The organism is Chamaesiphon sp. OTE_8_metabat_110, from assembly GCF_031382685.1.
Taxonomy (GTDB): Bacteria; Cyanobacteriota; Cyanobacteriia; order Cyanobacteriales; family Chamaesiphonaceae; genus Chamaesiphon.
Window position 1 is genome coordinate 1 of record NZ_JANMZA010000396.1, and the last position, 15,589, is coordinate 15,589.

Below are 15,589 nucleotides of genomic sequence, written 5' to 3' on the forward strand. Positions count from 1 at the left end.
AGCGCATTGGGTTTCATTCTTCAACCCAACCACCAACGCGTAATCTGTGTTACCCCACCCCAGCCCTCCCCTTATAAAGGGGAGGGAGCAAAAGCCCCCCCTTTATAAGGGGGGGTTGGGGGGATAAACCCAGCGAAAACGAAGCAATTAGACTTGCGTATACACGGCAGCTTAAAAAGGGGGACTTTAAAAGCCCCCGCATCCTCGGGGGTTGGGGGATTTGGATCTCCAAACGAAGTCTATCCAACTTGTGTATACACGGTAGCTTCACAATCCAGAGTTAGGAACGATTTCAAATCACTTTATATCAGGGAGACAATATGGCACGAGTAATGATCGTCGGTGCAGGTGGAGTTGGGAATGTCGTCGCGCATAAATGTGCCGCACGCGCTGAATTTACAGATATTTTACTAGCAAGTCGCAGCGTCGATAAATGCGAGAAGATTGCGGCGAGCATTGGTTCGCCCAAAGTCACCACCGCCGCGCTCGATGCGGACACGGTAGCAAATACAGTCAAACTGATAAAAGAGTTTAAACCAGATCTACTGATCAACGTCGCACTGCCTTATCAAGATCTAGTATTGATGGATGCTTGTTTGGAGACGGGGATTCACTATCTCGATACTGCCAATTACGAGCCGCGTGATGTCGCCAAATTTGAGTATAGTTGGCAGTGGGCATACCAAGATAAGTTTAAAAATGCTGGACTGACAGCGATTCTCGGCTGTGGTTTCGATCCTGGCGTAACGGGTGTGTTTACAGCCTACGCGCTCAAGCATTACTTCGACGAAATCCATTATCTCGATATCATTGATTGCAACGACGGCAATCATGGTAAAGCCTTTGCGACTAATTTTAATCCCGAAATTAATATCCGCGAAATTACCCAACCCGGACGATATTTTGAAAATGGTGAGTGGGTAGAAATTCCCGCTTTATCAAGCCATCGCCCGATTCCCTATCCAGAAATCGGCGATCGCGAGTCATATTTGCTCTATCATGAAGAACTCGAATCATTGGTTAAAAATATCCCCACGCTCAAACGCGCACGGTTTTGGATGACGTTTTCGGAAAACTATATTACCCACCTCAAGGTATTAGAAAACGTCGGCATGACCCGCATCGATCCGATCGAATATCAAGGTCAAAAAATCGTGCCGTTACAATTCCTCAAAGCTGTCCTGCCGGAACCAGCATCCCTAGCTACAAATTACACCGGACAAACTTCGATCGGCTGTCATATTCGCGGCATCAAAGATGGTGTCGAGAAGAACTATTATGTCTACAATAATTGCCAGCACGCCGCAGCTTTTGCCGAAGTCGGTTCGCAAGGCATTTCCTACACAACAGGCGTCCCGGCAGTAGTTGGTGCCTTGTCGATCGTCAATGGTAGTTGGAAGAAACCCGGAGTATTTAATGTAGAAGAATGCGACCCCGATCCATTCATGGCACTCCTCGGCCCAATGGGTTTACCTTGGCATGAAGTCATGGATGGTAGTTCGCCATTCACAACTTAAATCGGATTAATTTAAATAATTAAAGTTACAGTAGATCTATCGTAGTAGGGTGGGCAGTGCCCACCAACCAGGTTTGAGATATAATCTATTTTATGAATGATTGCATCTACCTACTTAATTGACTAATAAGTAGTAGTTGATAACTCTCCACTTACTGGTTCTTAGCAAAATTTATTACTCGATCGAATCAGTCAAGCTACTTTCACTTAAGTATGTGAGTAGAGAGATAGATCAAATTAGTAATATCTGAAATCTAAGCGGTGGGCAGTGCCCACCTACTTTTAGTAGAGATAGATTGGTGCGTTACCCTGGCGGGATAACACACCCTACAGTATTCTGTTACCTTTTACCCTTTACCTTTTGATATTATGCTTCAACCAACAATCCTAAAAGCGAGTTAACTTTCTGAATAATTTCAGTCGTAGCAAAGCCTTTGTTGAGATAGTCAGTCGCTCCCAAGCGACGGGCTTCCTTACCCCATTCCTCGGACGATCGAGACGAGACGACGAGAATCGGGATCGAGATGCCCAATTGCCTTGCTCGATCGATCAGCGTGAAGCCGTCCATATTGGGCATCTCTACGTCAGTAATCATCAGATCGGGGTAAGAATTGTTTTCCAGCCAATTGAGGGCTTCTAGTCCATCGTTGCAGGTGTGGGTGACAAATCCATAGGTATTGAGACTGGCTTCAAATCGTCGGCGCATCAGTGCGGCATCATCGACGATGAGAATGACTGGGGCAGATGATTTGGTGCGCTCGACGGCGATCGTGCTGAGACTATAGTCAGTAGCGCGACGATCGACACTGGTGGCAAGCTTGGTCGTCAACGCGATCGGATCGAGGATCGAAATTAACCGACCATCGGATTGAAGACTGACCCCTAATAAGCCAGCAGGCGCAATCAGCGGGCTGGGGAGAGGGTTGATGAGCAATTCGGCTTGTCCGAGCAGATCGTCCGCAATCGACCAAATCTCCCGACTGGTGGCACCCTGACGCGTCCGAATGCAGACAGCGGTATCGGGGAGCGATCGCTCGATCGATTGCCAATAATTAGCAAGATCGAAACCAGATACATCGCCGCTACTCGTTGTCAGCGTCCAGGCACAGAGGTTTGCTTCATCATCTGCGAGCATTGTTGCTGATAGCGAACTCACCAACGCTGTTTCGAGGATTTCTTCTGTGGGGAACGCAATCGTGCGATCGCCCACTTGGAATAGGACGCAGGGTACTAATAGCTGTGGGGCGGGAATTTCGAGCGTAAACTTGGTACCGCGACCTACTTGAGTATCTAGGCTTAATTTGCCACCCATGCTGACAATCTGGGCGACAACGACATCCATCCCGACGCCGCGCCCGGATACCTCGCTGACAGTGCTGCTAGAGCTAAATCCTGGCTGACAGAGGACTGCTAATAGTTCGCTGCTGGTGCTGGCGCGATTCTCTTGGATAGAGGCTGCGCCAACGAGCGGAAAGCCTTTGGATTTGGCAATCTGATAAATGACATTGGCATCGATGCCAGCGCCATCGTCCTCAATTTCTAGGCGATACAGATTGCCGCGTCGAGTTAGGGCAACATGGATCGTCCCGCGTTCGGGTTTGCCCAGAGCTAACCGCTGGGCGGCGGTTTCTAAGCCATGATCGTAGGCATTTCTGAGCAGGTGCAGCAGAGCTGGTTCTAATTGTTGGACGACGCCAGCATCCAATTCTACCTGCTCATTTTCGACGGTTAATGTGGCTGGCTTGCCATAGCGGTTGGTGAGATCGCGCAAGATCGCTCTGGCGCGCTGAGTCAGATTCCGAAATGGTACTAGACGGCTGGTTTCAATCCCATCTTTGAGCCGAAGAATGCTGCGATCGAGATCTTCGAGATGGCTGTAGTTCTGATAAGTGGTGGTGTCGATTTCTTGCCCGAGTTCGGACATCCGCAGCATATTTTCGAGCAGTCGGACGATCGTGGTGTAGCCTTGACGATATCGCTCGATCGAGACACGATCGCTGGCATCGCGATCGTCACTGAGATCGCGGAGGAGGGCGTAGTTATCCTGGAGTTGGCGCAGTCTGGTGACAAATTGGGAACTCTCTTGTGTCAACACGCTCAACTGGCTGAGTTGAGATCGGAGGCGGCTGGAGGCATTCATCACCGCCCGTGCTGTCAATAGGGTGTCTACTACCTGTTGTGCCGATCGATCTAGCCGTTCGAGGGGTACGGGGATGGAGATCCCGCGTTTGGTTTCTACTATCGAACTAGGGGCGATAGTTGCTGCGAGTGGTTCGGGGTTTGCTGGGGCGGTGGTTGCCACAAATTCATCCTCGACTAATGCAATTAAATCTAATTCATCTAGTTCGTCTAATTCTATGAAGTCATCTAGTTCCGCTACCTCGGCTTGAGTCAACTGTGGCGGATTGAGATCGTCTATGACATCTTCATCCATGAAGAAGTCATCTAATAAATCTGGTAGTTCTAAATCGGGATCGGTTGCTAAGATCTCGGATTTATTAGTTTGAATAACTGGTGCATCGATCGGTTCAACATTCACAGCTCCAGGTAAAATCTCTTCATCTAGGAAGAAGTCATCTAGTAATCCTGATAAATCTTCGGAAGAGTCAATCGCGAGCGGTAGAGATTCATTAATTAGTACGACTGGTTCATCGCTCGCTTCTACCATTGTGGCTATAGGTGCAACTTCTTCATCTAGGAAGAAGTTATCTAGTAAGTCCGGTAGTCTGGTGGGTTCCTCGATCGCGATCGGTAATTCGTTAATGATGGAGAACAGTTCGTCGATCGCAGGTACAGATGCAACTTCTTCATCTAGGAAGAAGTTATCTAGTAAGCCAGATAGATCTCCACTAGAGGCGATCGAGGTCGGCAGAGATTCATTGAGTGACGCAACTGGTTGCTCGATCGATTCTATAGGTAAGATCTCTTCATCTAGGAAGAAGTCATCGAGTAAAACTGACAGTTCTGCACTAGATTCGATCTCAGAATCACCGAAAATAACTGGTTCGTCAATGTCAGTACGATCGGCTAAATCTAGTTGAATATTTAGATCGAGTGGATTAGATTCAGATTCAGCAGCAACTATTAATGCGTCTAATTTTTCAAGTTCGACATCATCAATCTCGCCGCTATTTTTGATACAGGTCTTGAGGATTTGAAAATATGGCAACCAGATCGATCGCCACAATTGAGGATGGGGATTGGCGATTAATGATTCCCCGCGCTGGAGTAAGATCGTCCAGCCTAGCTCTAATTCGATTTCGGTACCGATGTGGGTGAGTTGGTCGATCGACGATCGAGCTGCGGTGATAATACTGGCAGGAATTTCACCTTGTGCGGGGATATTTGCCAGTTCCATTTCTAGATCCAAAACGACTAGATCGAAACCCTGCTCGGCAAATTCTTGATGAACTTGCTTCATTTCATTCCAGTCTGGTAAATATTTTTCCTTGACCTGAGCGTGGAGCGCTTGCAGTCGCTGAGTCGTCAATTGGGCGCGATTGCCATCCTCAATCTCGTCATTGGTTCCCGGCTCCGCAATTTCCAGACAGCTAGCAAGGAGTTCGCCAGCTTCTAAGAGCATTTGGCTCAAATGACCATCATCGAGTGGTGGTGCTGCTTCCAGGTACCGCAAATCTGATAGGAGATCTTCTAGCACGATCGCTCCATACAACATGCTATTGGCTTCAACCGTCACTGCTCCGCCTTTAATCGTGTGGATCGCGCGGTAGATTGACTGAATATCACCGATCCAAGATGCTGGCTGCAACTGTTGGACGATATCAAAATACAGCTCTAATTGTTGCTGAGTATCGACGAGAAACATCTCTCGCAACTCTTGTTGTAATTGTGCTTCGGCGGAACTGTCGGCGGTCATCATGATGTTTCTACGGCACGGGAATGGGGATGGAGAGATGGGGGGACAGAGGGACGGGGAGCGGGTTCACACCAGCAACGTAATCTGTGTACTCCGAAAAATCTGATGCCTCATGGTCGGGATTGAAGGAGGGCGTATACAGCGTCAGGATTTTTGACAACTGTGGAATCTTCTTCAGGCGCGATTGTATTAGTCCGTGAGGGGGTGTGGCGATCCAACTGGAAAAACTCGACGCGGTGGCGGAGATTTTGGGCGAGATCGCCCACGGCGCGTACTTGTTCGCGGGTGACTGTTGCCTGTTGTTCGGTAGTTTGAGCGATAATCCCGATCGAGCCGATCGCCGTGAGCGTTTCGCCAACTGCGCGAACGATCTCTTGACTGGAGCTACTTACTTGTTCGCCGACGATTGCTACTCGATCGGTCACTAGTTGAATATTGGTGAAAGCCTGCCGAGACTTGCCCATTTCACTGGTAAATTTGTGGACTAGCTCGTTGATGTCGGTGACATCCCGATCGAGACCGGAAGTTACGGTTTGAATCTGGTTGGTACGATTTTGCAGCGAAACCAAGCTATTGTTGGTATCGACGGCTAGCTCGTTGACTTGTTTGGCAATAGTTGCAAATTCATGTGCCAGACTAGCAAACTGGGTGGGGTCTTGCTCTTTGATGGCACGGGTAGATAGTAAGGAAGCATTCAGGGCGAGGACTCGGGTGAGAGCAGCTCCCCGCTGCCGATCTTTGGCAAACTGCGCGGCTAGTTCTACGAATTCATTCAGCCGCTGCATCCGTAAGGAGATTTGCTCGGTTCCCTGTTGGAGGGTACCAATCCCATCTGCCATCGCATTCATTTCTTGCTGCCCGTTGCTGACGGCAGCTTGAGCCAATTCTACGGCATCGATCGTTGCCAATGCCTGCTGCTGAGAGTTGGCAGTGAGGCTACTTACTCGGGCGATTAAAGTCTCGATCTGTTGGATCGATCGAGTTTGATTTTGAGCTTGAGTAGCTGTCTCGACCGCTAATTGCTCTAGTCCGCCCGCACTACCAGCTACTCCATCGGCGCTGGATACAACGATCGCGATCGTTTGATGCAGGGACTCGATCAGGCGATTGAGCGTATCGGAGATCAGTCCTGTTGCTCGTTCGTTGACCTCCGCCTGTGCTGTCAGATCGCCATCTTCGAGCAAACTGACGATATCCAGAATATGACCGATATCGGCTTGGAGCGTGTCACTCTCGCGGACAACTTGCTCTTGTCGGGCATTCCGCAGTTCGGCTTCTTGCTGGAGTTCGGTATTCACTTTGAGCAAATCGGCTTGGAATGCCTGGAGATCCCGCTGGGACTGCTCGCGATCGCGAATATAGCTCCGCACTGTCAGGACTACCAGCGAGCCAGTTACCACCAATAGACCTAAGCTCACCAGTGCCAGCAAGATTGACGCGCTCAGAGCTTGGCGATCGAGCTGCACCGCGTTTTCGGCAGCACTTTCGATCTTGGAGATGGTAGCGGTCACTCCGGCTGCATAAATCTGCTTATTTTGCTGATACTCTGGACTTGACAATACGGCGGTGGCTTCTGTTAATTTAGCTTGTTTTGCCAATTTGAATGCCTGCTCTTCCAGCCCCAGCAACTTTTTATTCGCGGCATCTACTGTCTGCGCCGGACGGGCATCTTTAGTTAATTCCGCCAGGGCACTATCGATACTCGGTGCGTTATCGTTGTAGCGTTTTTCCCACAGCGGCTGACCAGTACTCGCAAACATCCGTGCAGACATCGTGAGGACTTCATCTAAATAGGTGAGTTTACTACTAAGATTTTGCTGTCGATCTTGCTTGGCGATCGTCGCCTGCAACCGTTGGGAAGTCTGCCAGACACTCCAAGTCGAAGTCCCGGTCAATCCCAGATTGAGACAAGTCGAGACGATAATTGTGCTGACTAGATGCCGTTGGAAGAAAGACCGGATCTGACCGATCGATTTGGGGGTAATTTGGGCTGGAGGCGATTGTGTTGGATTCATCTGTTGTTGCTGGCGATCGCCAAGGTTCAGGTACTAATGTGGGATTCAAACCGCCAATTCGAGGGCGAGGTCGGTACTGGGTGCTGGTGGTAGTTCTACTTCTGGCAGCTTAAAGATCTGGATATTTTCGAGCAGATCTGTAGAGAGTAGACTCAGCCTGTCGCCCAGATTTTGGGCATCTTGAGACTGATGTGAGATTTGTTGGCTGAGGGCGGAAATCGAATCGATCGCCGCAGTTGTCGAGTCGGTCGCAGTGACGATTTTTTCACTGGCGGCTGCGACTAGATGTCCCGATCGCACGGCTTGGGCGGTCACTTCTTGGACTGTTTGGAAGACATCGCTGGCTTGTTTGACGCCGTGGGTAAAGGTATCGACCAAGCCGCCCATTTTTTGGACGTCCAGATCTACCGACGACACGACCTTATGAATCTGAGAACTGCGTTGCTCTAGGTCGGTCAAGCCTTCATTGGTTTGTTGGGCGAGTTGGCTGACTTGGGTGGCAACTAATTCAAACTCGCGGGCGACTGCTGCAAATTGTTTGGGATCGCGCTGCTCGGCAGCTCTAGCGGCTACGAGGGAAGCGTTGAGTGCCAAAATCTGCGTCTGGGTAACGATTTCACCTTGATCCTGGACAAATCTGTCAGCAAGTCCGACGAATTCCCCCAGGGTTTTAATTTTTTGAACGATCCGATCGCTCCCTGCTTGTAAGACATCGATTTCACGATCGAGGGTGGTAATCGTCCCCTGTCCCTGAGTTACAGAAGATTGCAATGCGGTCAGAGATTGATTTGTGACTGCCAACTGCTGCATCGTATCTCGGGCAGATTGGCGGACATTCCCCGTCAGCACCAGCATTTGACTGACTTCTTCAGCCTGTTTGCTGGTATTTTGAGCGACTGTCGCCGCCATCTGTTTTTGGGTTTTACTGTTGGCATCTACCCGCCGAGCGGCGGTGGAAACTTGGCTCAGAGTTCGCCCTAGCTCTTCACTCAGTCGATTGAGCGTATCGCCGACTAGACCTGTAGCTCGATCGTTGATGCGTGCTTGAACTCTCAGATTGCCAGACTCGATCTCACTTACCACGTCTAGCAACTCGCCGATATCTTGCTGGAGCTGTTCGTTTTCCGATCGCGTGGCGCTCTCCTGCTCCTGACGTTGCTGGGCTTCAGTCGCCAACTGCAAATTTACTGTCTGGAGATTGGCTTGGGAGGCTTGGAGGGCAGTTTGCGCTGATTGGCGATCGCGGATATAACCCCTCACGGCGATGACGATCCCCGCCCCAGTTGCTGCCAGCAATCCCAAGTTAGCTAGTGCTAGGGCGATCGACCAATCCAGCGCGAGTTGTTGCGATCTCACGCGTTGGGCTGTCTCAGTTTTGATGCTGGCAATCACAGTCTGCACGCCTTGACTATAAATCTTCTTTTGCTGGCTGTATGCTTCGCTCTCAAGCACAGCCGCCGCCTCAGCAAGTTTGTTGGCTTTTGCCAATTGAAATGACTGAGTTTCCATCACAATTAAGGCTTTGTTGGCAGCATCAATTTGCTGGTAAGCACCTCGGACAGACGGGGGAATATCTCTAAATAATTCAGCCGTAACTTTGTCGAGTTCGGGGACGCGATCGTTATAGCGCTGCTCCCACTTCATCTGTCCGCTACTCGCCCGCATATTCGCCGACATCGTGAGAACTTCATCGAGATACACGATCTTGCTACTGAGATCTTGCAGCTTTGCCTGCTGCTCTACAGTTACCTGCAAATTTTGGGAGGTATTCCAGACATTCCAAGTTGAAGCTCCAATCAGTCCTAAATTTAGACCGACGGAAGCGACGATCGTTGCCACCAGGTTCGATCGCACAAACCGCTGGATTTTTTGAGTGGGAGTGGCTGAATTTATCATAGACATAGCTTCAATAGACTTTCTGCGAAAGTTAGGGGATAGGGGATAGGGAATAGGGAATAGGGAATAGGGAATAGGCAGAGGGTTAGAGAAAAACAGTATTGAAAACGATCGTGCTGTTACTTTCGCAGGCGGTCTAATATGAATCGATCGAGTAGGGATAATAGGTCGTTGCTGACTTAAGGTATAGTCTGCCCTCACCCCGCCATCGCCTGGGCTTCTGGCTCCCCTCTCCTAAGCTTGGGAGCGACCCAAATCGCGCTGAGGTTCCCTCAGCGTGCGTTTGGGTCAAGACAGAGGGGTTGGGGGTGAGGGCAAGGTCTGTGCTTTGTCCCCCAATTCAGCAACGCCGACAATAAATGTATAAATAAGTGAGAGCGGTGGTAAAGTTTGGCTTGATTCTCAACGATCGACCGACCAATATTGGGGCTGCCAGAGATCGGTGGGCACCAACTGACTTTGCATCATTACCAGCGATCCATCACGATCGGCGGTAAATAAGCCAGGTGGCAGCTCCGAGCGACCACTGGTACCGATCGCCCGATCGACAATGATACTGACATTTTCCAGTCGTCCAGCAGCCTCATTGAGTCGGACGGCGATCGATCGCTCTGGCACAGTGAAGGGGAGTGCTAGCAAGCGGGCAGCGGCAATCAACGGTGTTACCAGACCGTTGTAGTTGGCAATCCCGACCAATAACGGATCGTAGAATGGTAAGTCCAGGATTTGCCATCGATCGACCCGCCAAATTTCCGCCACCCACGTTGCTGGAAAGACCAGAGTGAGGGCGGCGACCTGAGTTAAGATGAATCGATCCAATCGTGAAGCCGACTCAGCAGTTGGCGACACAAGATCGGGAGCGGGTGGAGTTAGATCCGTGACGGTCATAATGGTGGCTGGTGAAAATAGTGAAATGCAAATGGGTAGATCGCTCTATGCGGGAATTTTGGCGAGAACTTGTTCGATACTTTCGCGACTGACTGGTTTGGGCAGATAGTCATTTGCCCCAGCCCGCCGCACGCCATAATTGATTTCTAGCGGCGTCTTCTTGCTAGAGCAAAACACCACATACTGACTGGCGGTACTCGGATTGAGCCGGACAGTTCGCAAAAACTTGTAGCCATCTTGTTCTGGCATTACTACGTCTAGGAATACCAAATTGTATTTGCCAGTTTCGATGACGCTTAGGGCATTAGTGGCACTCTCACAGCGATCGACATCGTGTCCGAGTGTTTCCAAAATCGAAGCCAGAGCGTGTCGATCGACCGAGCTATCATCAATGATTAAAAAGCGCATAATTTTTACTGGAGATGGGTTAATTTTCGATCGTGGATGCCGATGCGGTCAGGAGTCGGGGGATCAGCTCCTCAAGCTGAACCTGGAAATCGGCAATTGCCGCAGTCGTCAGCGGTTTGGTGAGAAACTCGCACCCACTCCACTGCGCCCGCCATTTGTTGGAAAGTTTTTGCTCTCCGGTCAAAATTGCCAGAGAAATTCGCTGGAGATCTGGATGTTGGCGGATCTGCTTGACTAGCTCGAATCCAGAAATTTCGGGCATATTGATATCAATGAACACCACTGATGGCTTTGTTGCCAAAATCTTGGCAACGGCACTATTTCCATCTTGGCAAATCGTCACCGCGTAGCCCAAAGCTGAGACCCAGTGCTGAAATTGCGACAATAGCACTGGTGAGTCATCGATGACCATCACACTTGCAGCAGTCTGTTTGCCGGGTGGCTTAAATTCGACCAAGCCCATGCTGGCTAGTTTGGCAAACATCTTGGCAACTTCGAGGCTATCTTTCGCCAGCTCTTCAGCGATCGCACTTAGCGATTGCTCGGATTGGATGAGTGTCTCAATCCGCCGCTGCTGACTATTGGGTAAATTAGCTTTCTCGATCGCGGCGCGACCCAGGATCGGGCACAATTTCATCGAAGGTATGAGTTTTCTCAACTGCGCCCACTGCACTTGTCGCTGTTGAGCTTCATTTAGCAGTACGATCGGACTAAAACCAGCAATTGGCAACTGCACATCGACATCTGCGGCGATAAATTTTGCCGATCCGCTACCCATGAGTAAGTAGAGATCTAAATCGGTGAGAATTTTGGTGCGGAGTGCTGCTAGCAGTTGAGCTTCGTTGATGATGTTCGCTTGCTTCATCATCGCTAGTACCTGGGAGGGATTGAGTGCTTCGGAGCGAATTCGACTCTCGATCGTCTCTAACTGAGACTGGACTGCCTCACTGCGAGTCCGCAGCACATAGCGTCTCGCCACTCTAATCAGCATCTGGCTCGACCAAAATCGACTGCCTGAGTAGCGAATTTGCCCATTAGCCATCCCGAGATGCCAATAAACGGGCTGCTTGCGATTGGCTAACCTGTCAAATTGATGCTGCCAATATCCTGTCCTACCAGGCTGAATGTGTTGTGGCAGTACTGTGGACAATCCTCTGGCAGCAAAGGAAAATTGGTCGGTATCGGCGATCGAGCCTGTGAGCCGATCCCCGCTGGCAACAATGTCGGCAGCACCAAGATTATCGACCTTGGAACGATCGGATTTGGCGGTATCAATGGTCATTGGATTCGTTCGCATAGCGTCTCCAGTAGAAGATCGAGCGAGATAGATAGACAATCGTAAGTGTTAACTTGCTTCTACGATTAGAGTACCCACGACCACGATAGTTTGGCTCACAATGTCTTTAAATTAATTGAGAATTGAGAATTGAGAATTGAGAATTGAGGATGAAATCGCGCTGTAGGCGAAGACGTGTCGTTAGACGGTTTCCTCAGCGTGCGTTTCACCAAGCAGAGAATTGGGTTGTTAGGATGGGGATTTCAACCCCTGCGTCTCTTGAGAATATTTTGAGTAGTGCAATACCCTTCGATCTCGATCGGGTACCACTACCTCGCTTTAGTGTTGGCAAGATGGCTTAAGTTAGATCTGCACAAATACTCATTTTCTAGATATTTGCTATAGACTCAGACAACGCTTATTCCTAGCCATCGAACGAGAAAAACGGGTTAAAGCCTCCCATTTGTGGGTAAATAAAGCAAGGCGATCGATTGATTCAATCATCTGTCCTTCTAAATCGGCAGCCGCTACACAGCACAAAGGAGAGGTAATTAATAATTATTAATTATTAATTATTAATCATTGACGATCTCTAGTCCTATTTCCTGCCTGATATCTTGGAGTAGCTTGCAATCCCATTTAGACCAGTCAAGTTTATTGATATTTTTAACTTTAATACTTCTACCCAACTGCACGCCGCGATCGAAGATGCTCAACTCCGAATAACTCAGCCGATATTTAGGTGGGTATAAAAAGTGGGCAGCAATTTTTAAGAGTAATAAATGCCACCAATTCGTACTAGTATCATTGCCCATCGTAAAGCCGATTACATACGCTTCTTCTGCCGGACTAAATCCTTTTTTTAAAAGTAAATGAATGCGATCGTGTCCGAGTAGATCGATACTTCCGGGCATATTTAAGGGACTAGCTGGATTTTCTAGCAGCCAGACTAAGAAGGGAATCTCACCTGGTGGATCTCCTTGCAGATCTTCACAGGCTGCTGCTAGTGTGAACGCATCTAAGCGATCGGGATATTTATGCCACAACATGATACTTGAATCTGTTAATCTAACGGGGCTGCTTACTTATCAATTTACAGATCGGTTATCGATAAGATTTGCAAATAAAGTAGGGGATGACTCTGAAACTAATAAATTTATCTTGCTAATGTAAGCTCAAAAAGATCTCAATTACATAATCCAACGAAAGATCCCCAAACAATCAACAAAGCAAAATAACGATCCTGAATAAATAATCATTGGCATATCTTTAGTTCGGAGACTAGCGATCAGCATTTGACTAGAACTCAGTGCCAAAAATATAAATCCATATTTACTAATCGCTGGGATGTTGGCCGCCAAGATAGTTCCGCCAGCGATCGCACATGCACTACTAGTTAATTGCAGCGTTTTGGCTAGTTTATCTTCAGGTACTGAGAAGTTTTGCATTGTTTTAATGGTAGGTACTAGCGGTCAAGTAAGCAAAATAATATTTAGCTTTTGCCACTACTTATACAGAATATCTGCAAAAGATTGCCACCTTCATCCGTGGTTACACGGAAGAATATCTCTTTTATAAAATCTCACAAGGCATGATAGATTTAGATCGTTAATTGTAGCGATCGCGATCGCTTACATTGCAGATTTTGGGAGATCTGTGCCTATTTCCAGGTACTACCGACGACATATCGATCGGGTGCCAGATTCAACTCACGCTAGCGATACGCGATCGGGGACTGATAAACTGACACAAAAAAGCGAGGGATCGATCGAGATTGTCGATCGATACCTCGCGCTGTTTTTAAAAACTATTTGGTTTTGGCTTGGGATTTGGCTTGCTCTAGGGTAATCTCTTTGAGCGTCTGATAAGAGTTGGCGTTTGCCGAACCTTCGATCGCTTTGACGGCGAGATCTTGGACTTGCTTGAGAGCTGCTGCTAGTTGAGTAGAGAGGCTATTGAGGCGCTCTTCTTGATTGAGGATTGTTTCTTGGAGAGAGTCGATATTGCCTTCATAGAAACGTTTTTGACCTTCGACTTCTTTGGCATATAGATCGGATTTAATTTTCGCTTGGTAACTGGCAATTCCTTTACCTTCACCTTTAGCTTTCTCAATTGCTTTTTCTTTGTCTTGAACGAAAGCAGCAACTTTATCTTTAGCTTCATTAAAGAGCTTCTCACGCTCTGCTAAGGCTAGTTCTCGCTCTGCCCAAGTTTTTTCTTGGATTTCTTTGGCTTCGGCTAGTTCGTAATATAAAGCTGCTTGCTGCTGCTCGTATTGCTCGCGATCGAGTTTGCGTTGTAGTTCTAAGTTATATTTATATTCTTGAATTTCCCGCTGGCTATTTTTGCGATCGAGTTCGATTTTCTCTTTGACAGTGATGCCGTTGAGTTCTTGCTCCTTGCTCCAGGCTTTAGCGAGGTTCTGCACCTCTTGATGAGCGGCTTCTTGGCGCTGTCTCAACTCTTCTCCAAAAGCTTTGGAGCTAGTTTCATAGTTCTCAATTAGTGTCTCAAAGGTGTCTTCATCGACGGTGAGACTATGCAGTGTTTGCAAGTCGGTAATCTCGACGGTGACACCTTCTCGAATGTCGGCTAATTTAGCCGCTTCGGTGGTGAGCTTTTCGGATAATTCGCTCACAGCGGCACCAAAACCGAGCTGGAGGCTATCCAAACTCGCGATCGTGTTGTTCACCTTATCTTGAGTCGAGGATACGTTCATGATGGCTTTGGGTTCGTCTTTGACTACTTTGGCTGCGGGGGTGAATACAGGGGCTGTCGCGGCTTGCTTTTGAATATTTTTCACTTCGGCTTCGAGAGTCTTTTTCTCTTCGGCAAGTTGGTTGTATGCCGTGAGAATTTCTGCTTTGGTACTTTTATCTGTTGGTTTTGGTGGCATAAATTTTTTGGGGGAGTTGGGAGTTGGGGGATGGGGGATGGGAGTTGGGAGATGGGAGTTGGGAGATGGGGGATGGGAGTTGGGAGACGAGGGGACTAGGGGACGGGGAGATTAGAAATTGTTCTTTTACCTTTTACCCTTTACCTTTACCCTTTACCCCTCCCAACTCCCATCTCCTCACTCCCACCTCATAAATTAATTTTTCTCGCTAATTTTGGCGGAGGTTTCAAATGCTTTCATTGCTAATGATTGTGCCTGATTCATCACTGTTTGTAGCTGCTCGGAGATCGAGAGAATTTGAGCATTCTGGCGTTCGATGACGCGTTCTAATGACTGCATCTTCATTTCAAAGCCTTGCTTGGTGCCTTCCCATTCTTTCTCGGCTAGATCGGCTTTGACTTTAGCATCGCTACTTGTTTCTTTAATTGCTTCTTCGCGAGCTTTTTTAACTGCTTCTTCAAGCTCAGCAGGGAAGGCAACAACTTTAGCCGCATTCTCGTCGGCTAGCTTTTGATTATCTTTTAAGAATTTTTCGCGCTCTTTCCATTGTTTCTGTTTGTCGCGATCTTGGGACTGAAGATCTTTTTCTTGGTTGCGCTTAGTTTCAGTATATGTATCTGTCTGCAACTGCCGATCGCGAATAACTTTGTACTGAACTTCGTCTTGCTCTTTTTGACGTTCTTTAGTGACGACTGTAAGAGTTTCTGCCTGTTGCTCGGTATAGTCTCGATCGGTTCTTTCCCACTGAGTCCGCAGGTTAACTTGCTCTTTGTCGAGATTTTCGCGATCGGTTGCCAGTTTTTGGTCGATCGTTTTG

General features: G+C 48.4%; 10 protein-coding genes and 1 pseudogene. 1 reads left to right on the top strand and 10 read right to left on the bottom strand.

All coding sequences use genetic code 11. The annotated features are described in order from the left end of the window. Positions 1–320: 320 nt before the first annotated feature. On the top strand, positions 321–1,517 hold the full coding sequence (locus tag RMO52_RS14430) for a saccharopine dehydrogenase family protein (RefSeq protein WP_310415424.1): 1,197 nt from the start codon (positions 321–323) through the stop codon (positions 1,515–1,517). Positions 1,518–1,883: 366 nt separating this feature from the next. On the opposite strand, the gene RMO52_RS14435 is transcribed toward RMO52_RS14430, so the two are convergent. The 10 genes and pseudogenes from RMO52_RS14435 to RMO52_RS14480 all read right to left on the bottom strand — a co-directional run. After that, positions 1,884–5,396 carry a response regulator gene (locus RMO52_RS14435; protein ID WP_310415426.1) on the bottom strand — a complete coding sequence of 1,171 codons (3,513 nt, stop codon included), beginning with the start codon at positions 5,394–5,396 and terminating at the stop codon, positions 1,884–1,886. A gap of 107 nt (positions 5,397–5,503) precedes the next feature. Then, the gene (locus RMO52_RS14440; RefSeq protein WP_310415429.1) at positions 5,504–7,408 is read right to left on the bottom strand and encodes a methyl-accepting chemotaxis protein; all 1,905 of its coding nucleotides are present in this window, start codon (positions 7,406–7,408) and stop codon (positions 5,504–5,506) included. A gap of 45 nt (positions 7,409–7,453) precedes the next feature. Next, positions 7,454–9,310: a methyl-accepting chemotaxis protein gene (locus tag RMO52_RS14445; protein ID WP_310415432.1), complete on the bottom strand. Its 1,857-nt coding sequence runs from the start codon at positions 9,308–9,310 to the stop codon at positions 7,454–7,456. A 396-nt stretch (positions 9,311–9,706) separates the two neighbouring features. Next, the gene (locus RMO52_RS14450; RefSeq protein WP_309743417.1) at positions 9,707–10,192 is read right to left on the bottom strand and encodes a chemotaxis protein CheW; all 486 of its coding nucleotides are present in this window, start codon (positions 10,190–10,192) and stop codon (positions 9,707–9,709) included. A gap of 45 nt (positions 10,193–10,237) precedes the next feature. Further along, positions 10,238–10,600, bottom strand: coding sequence for a response regulator (locus tag RMO52_RS14455; protein WP_309743419.1), 363 nt, complete (start codon positions 10,598–10,600; stop codon positions 10,238–10,240). Between the two features lie 19 nt (positions 10,601–10,619). Then, entirely contained in the window at positions 10,620–11,882 is a 1,263-nt protein-coding gene (locus RMO52_RS14460) for a response regulator (protein WP_310415435.1), read from the bottom strand. Between the two features lie 569 nt (positions 11,883–12,451). Further along, positions 12,452–12,925 carry a hypothetical protein gene (locus tag RMO52_RS14465; protein WP_309743423.1) on the bottom strand — a complete coding sequence of 158 codons (474 nt, stop codon included), beginning with the start codon at positions 12,923–12,925 and terminating at the stop codon, positions 12,452–12,454. A 141-nt stretch (positions 12,926–13,066) separates the two neighbouring features. Further along, positions 13,067–13,324: a hypothetical protein gene (locus RMO52_RS14470; RefSeq protein ID WP_309743425.1), complete on the bottom strand. Its 258-nt coding sequence runs from the start codon at positions 13,322–13,324 to the stop codon at positions 13,067–13,069. Positions 13,325–13,683: 359 nt separating this feature from the next. Beyond that, a complete protein-coding gene (locus tag RMO52_RS14475) occupies positions 13,684–14,772 on the bottom strand; it encodes a hypothetical protein (RefSeq protein ID WP_309743770.1) in 1,089 nt (362 codons plus the stop codon). A gap of 195 nt (positions 14,773–14,967) precedes the next feature. Next, a pseudogene (locus RMO52_RS14480) lies at positions 14,968–15,589 on the bottom strand (hypothetical protein); the annotation flags it as partial.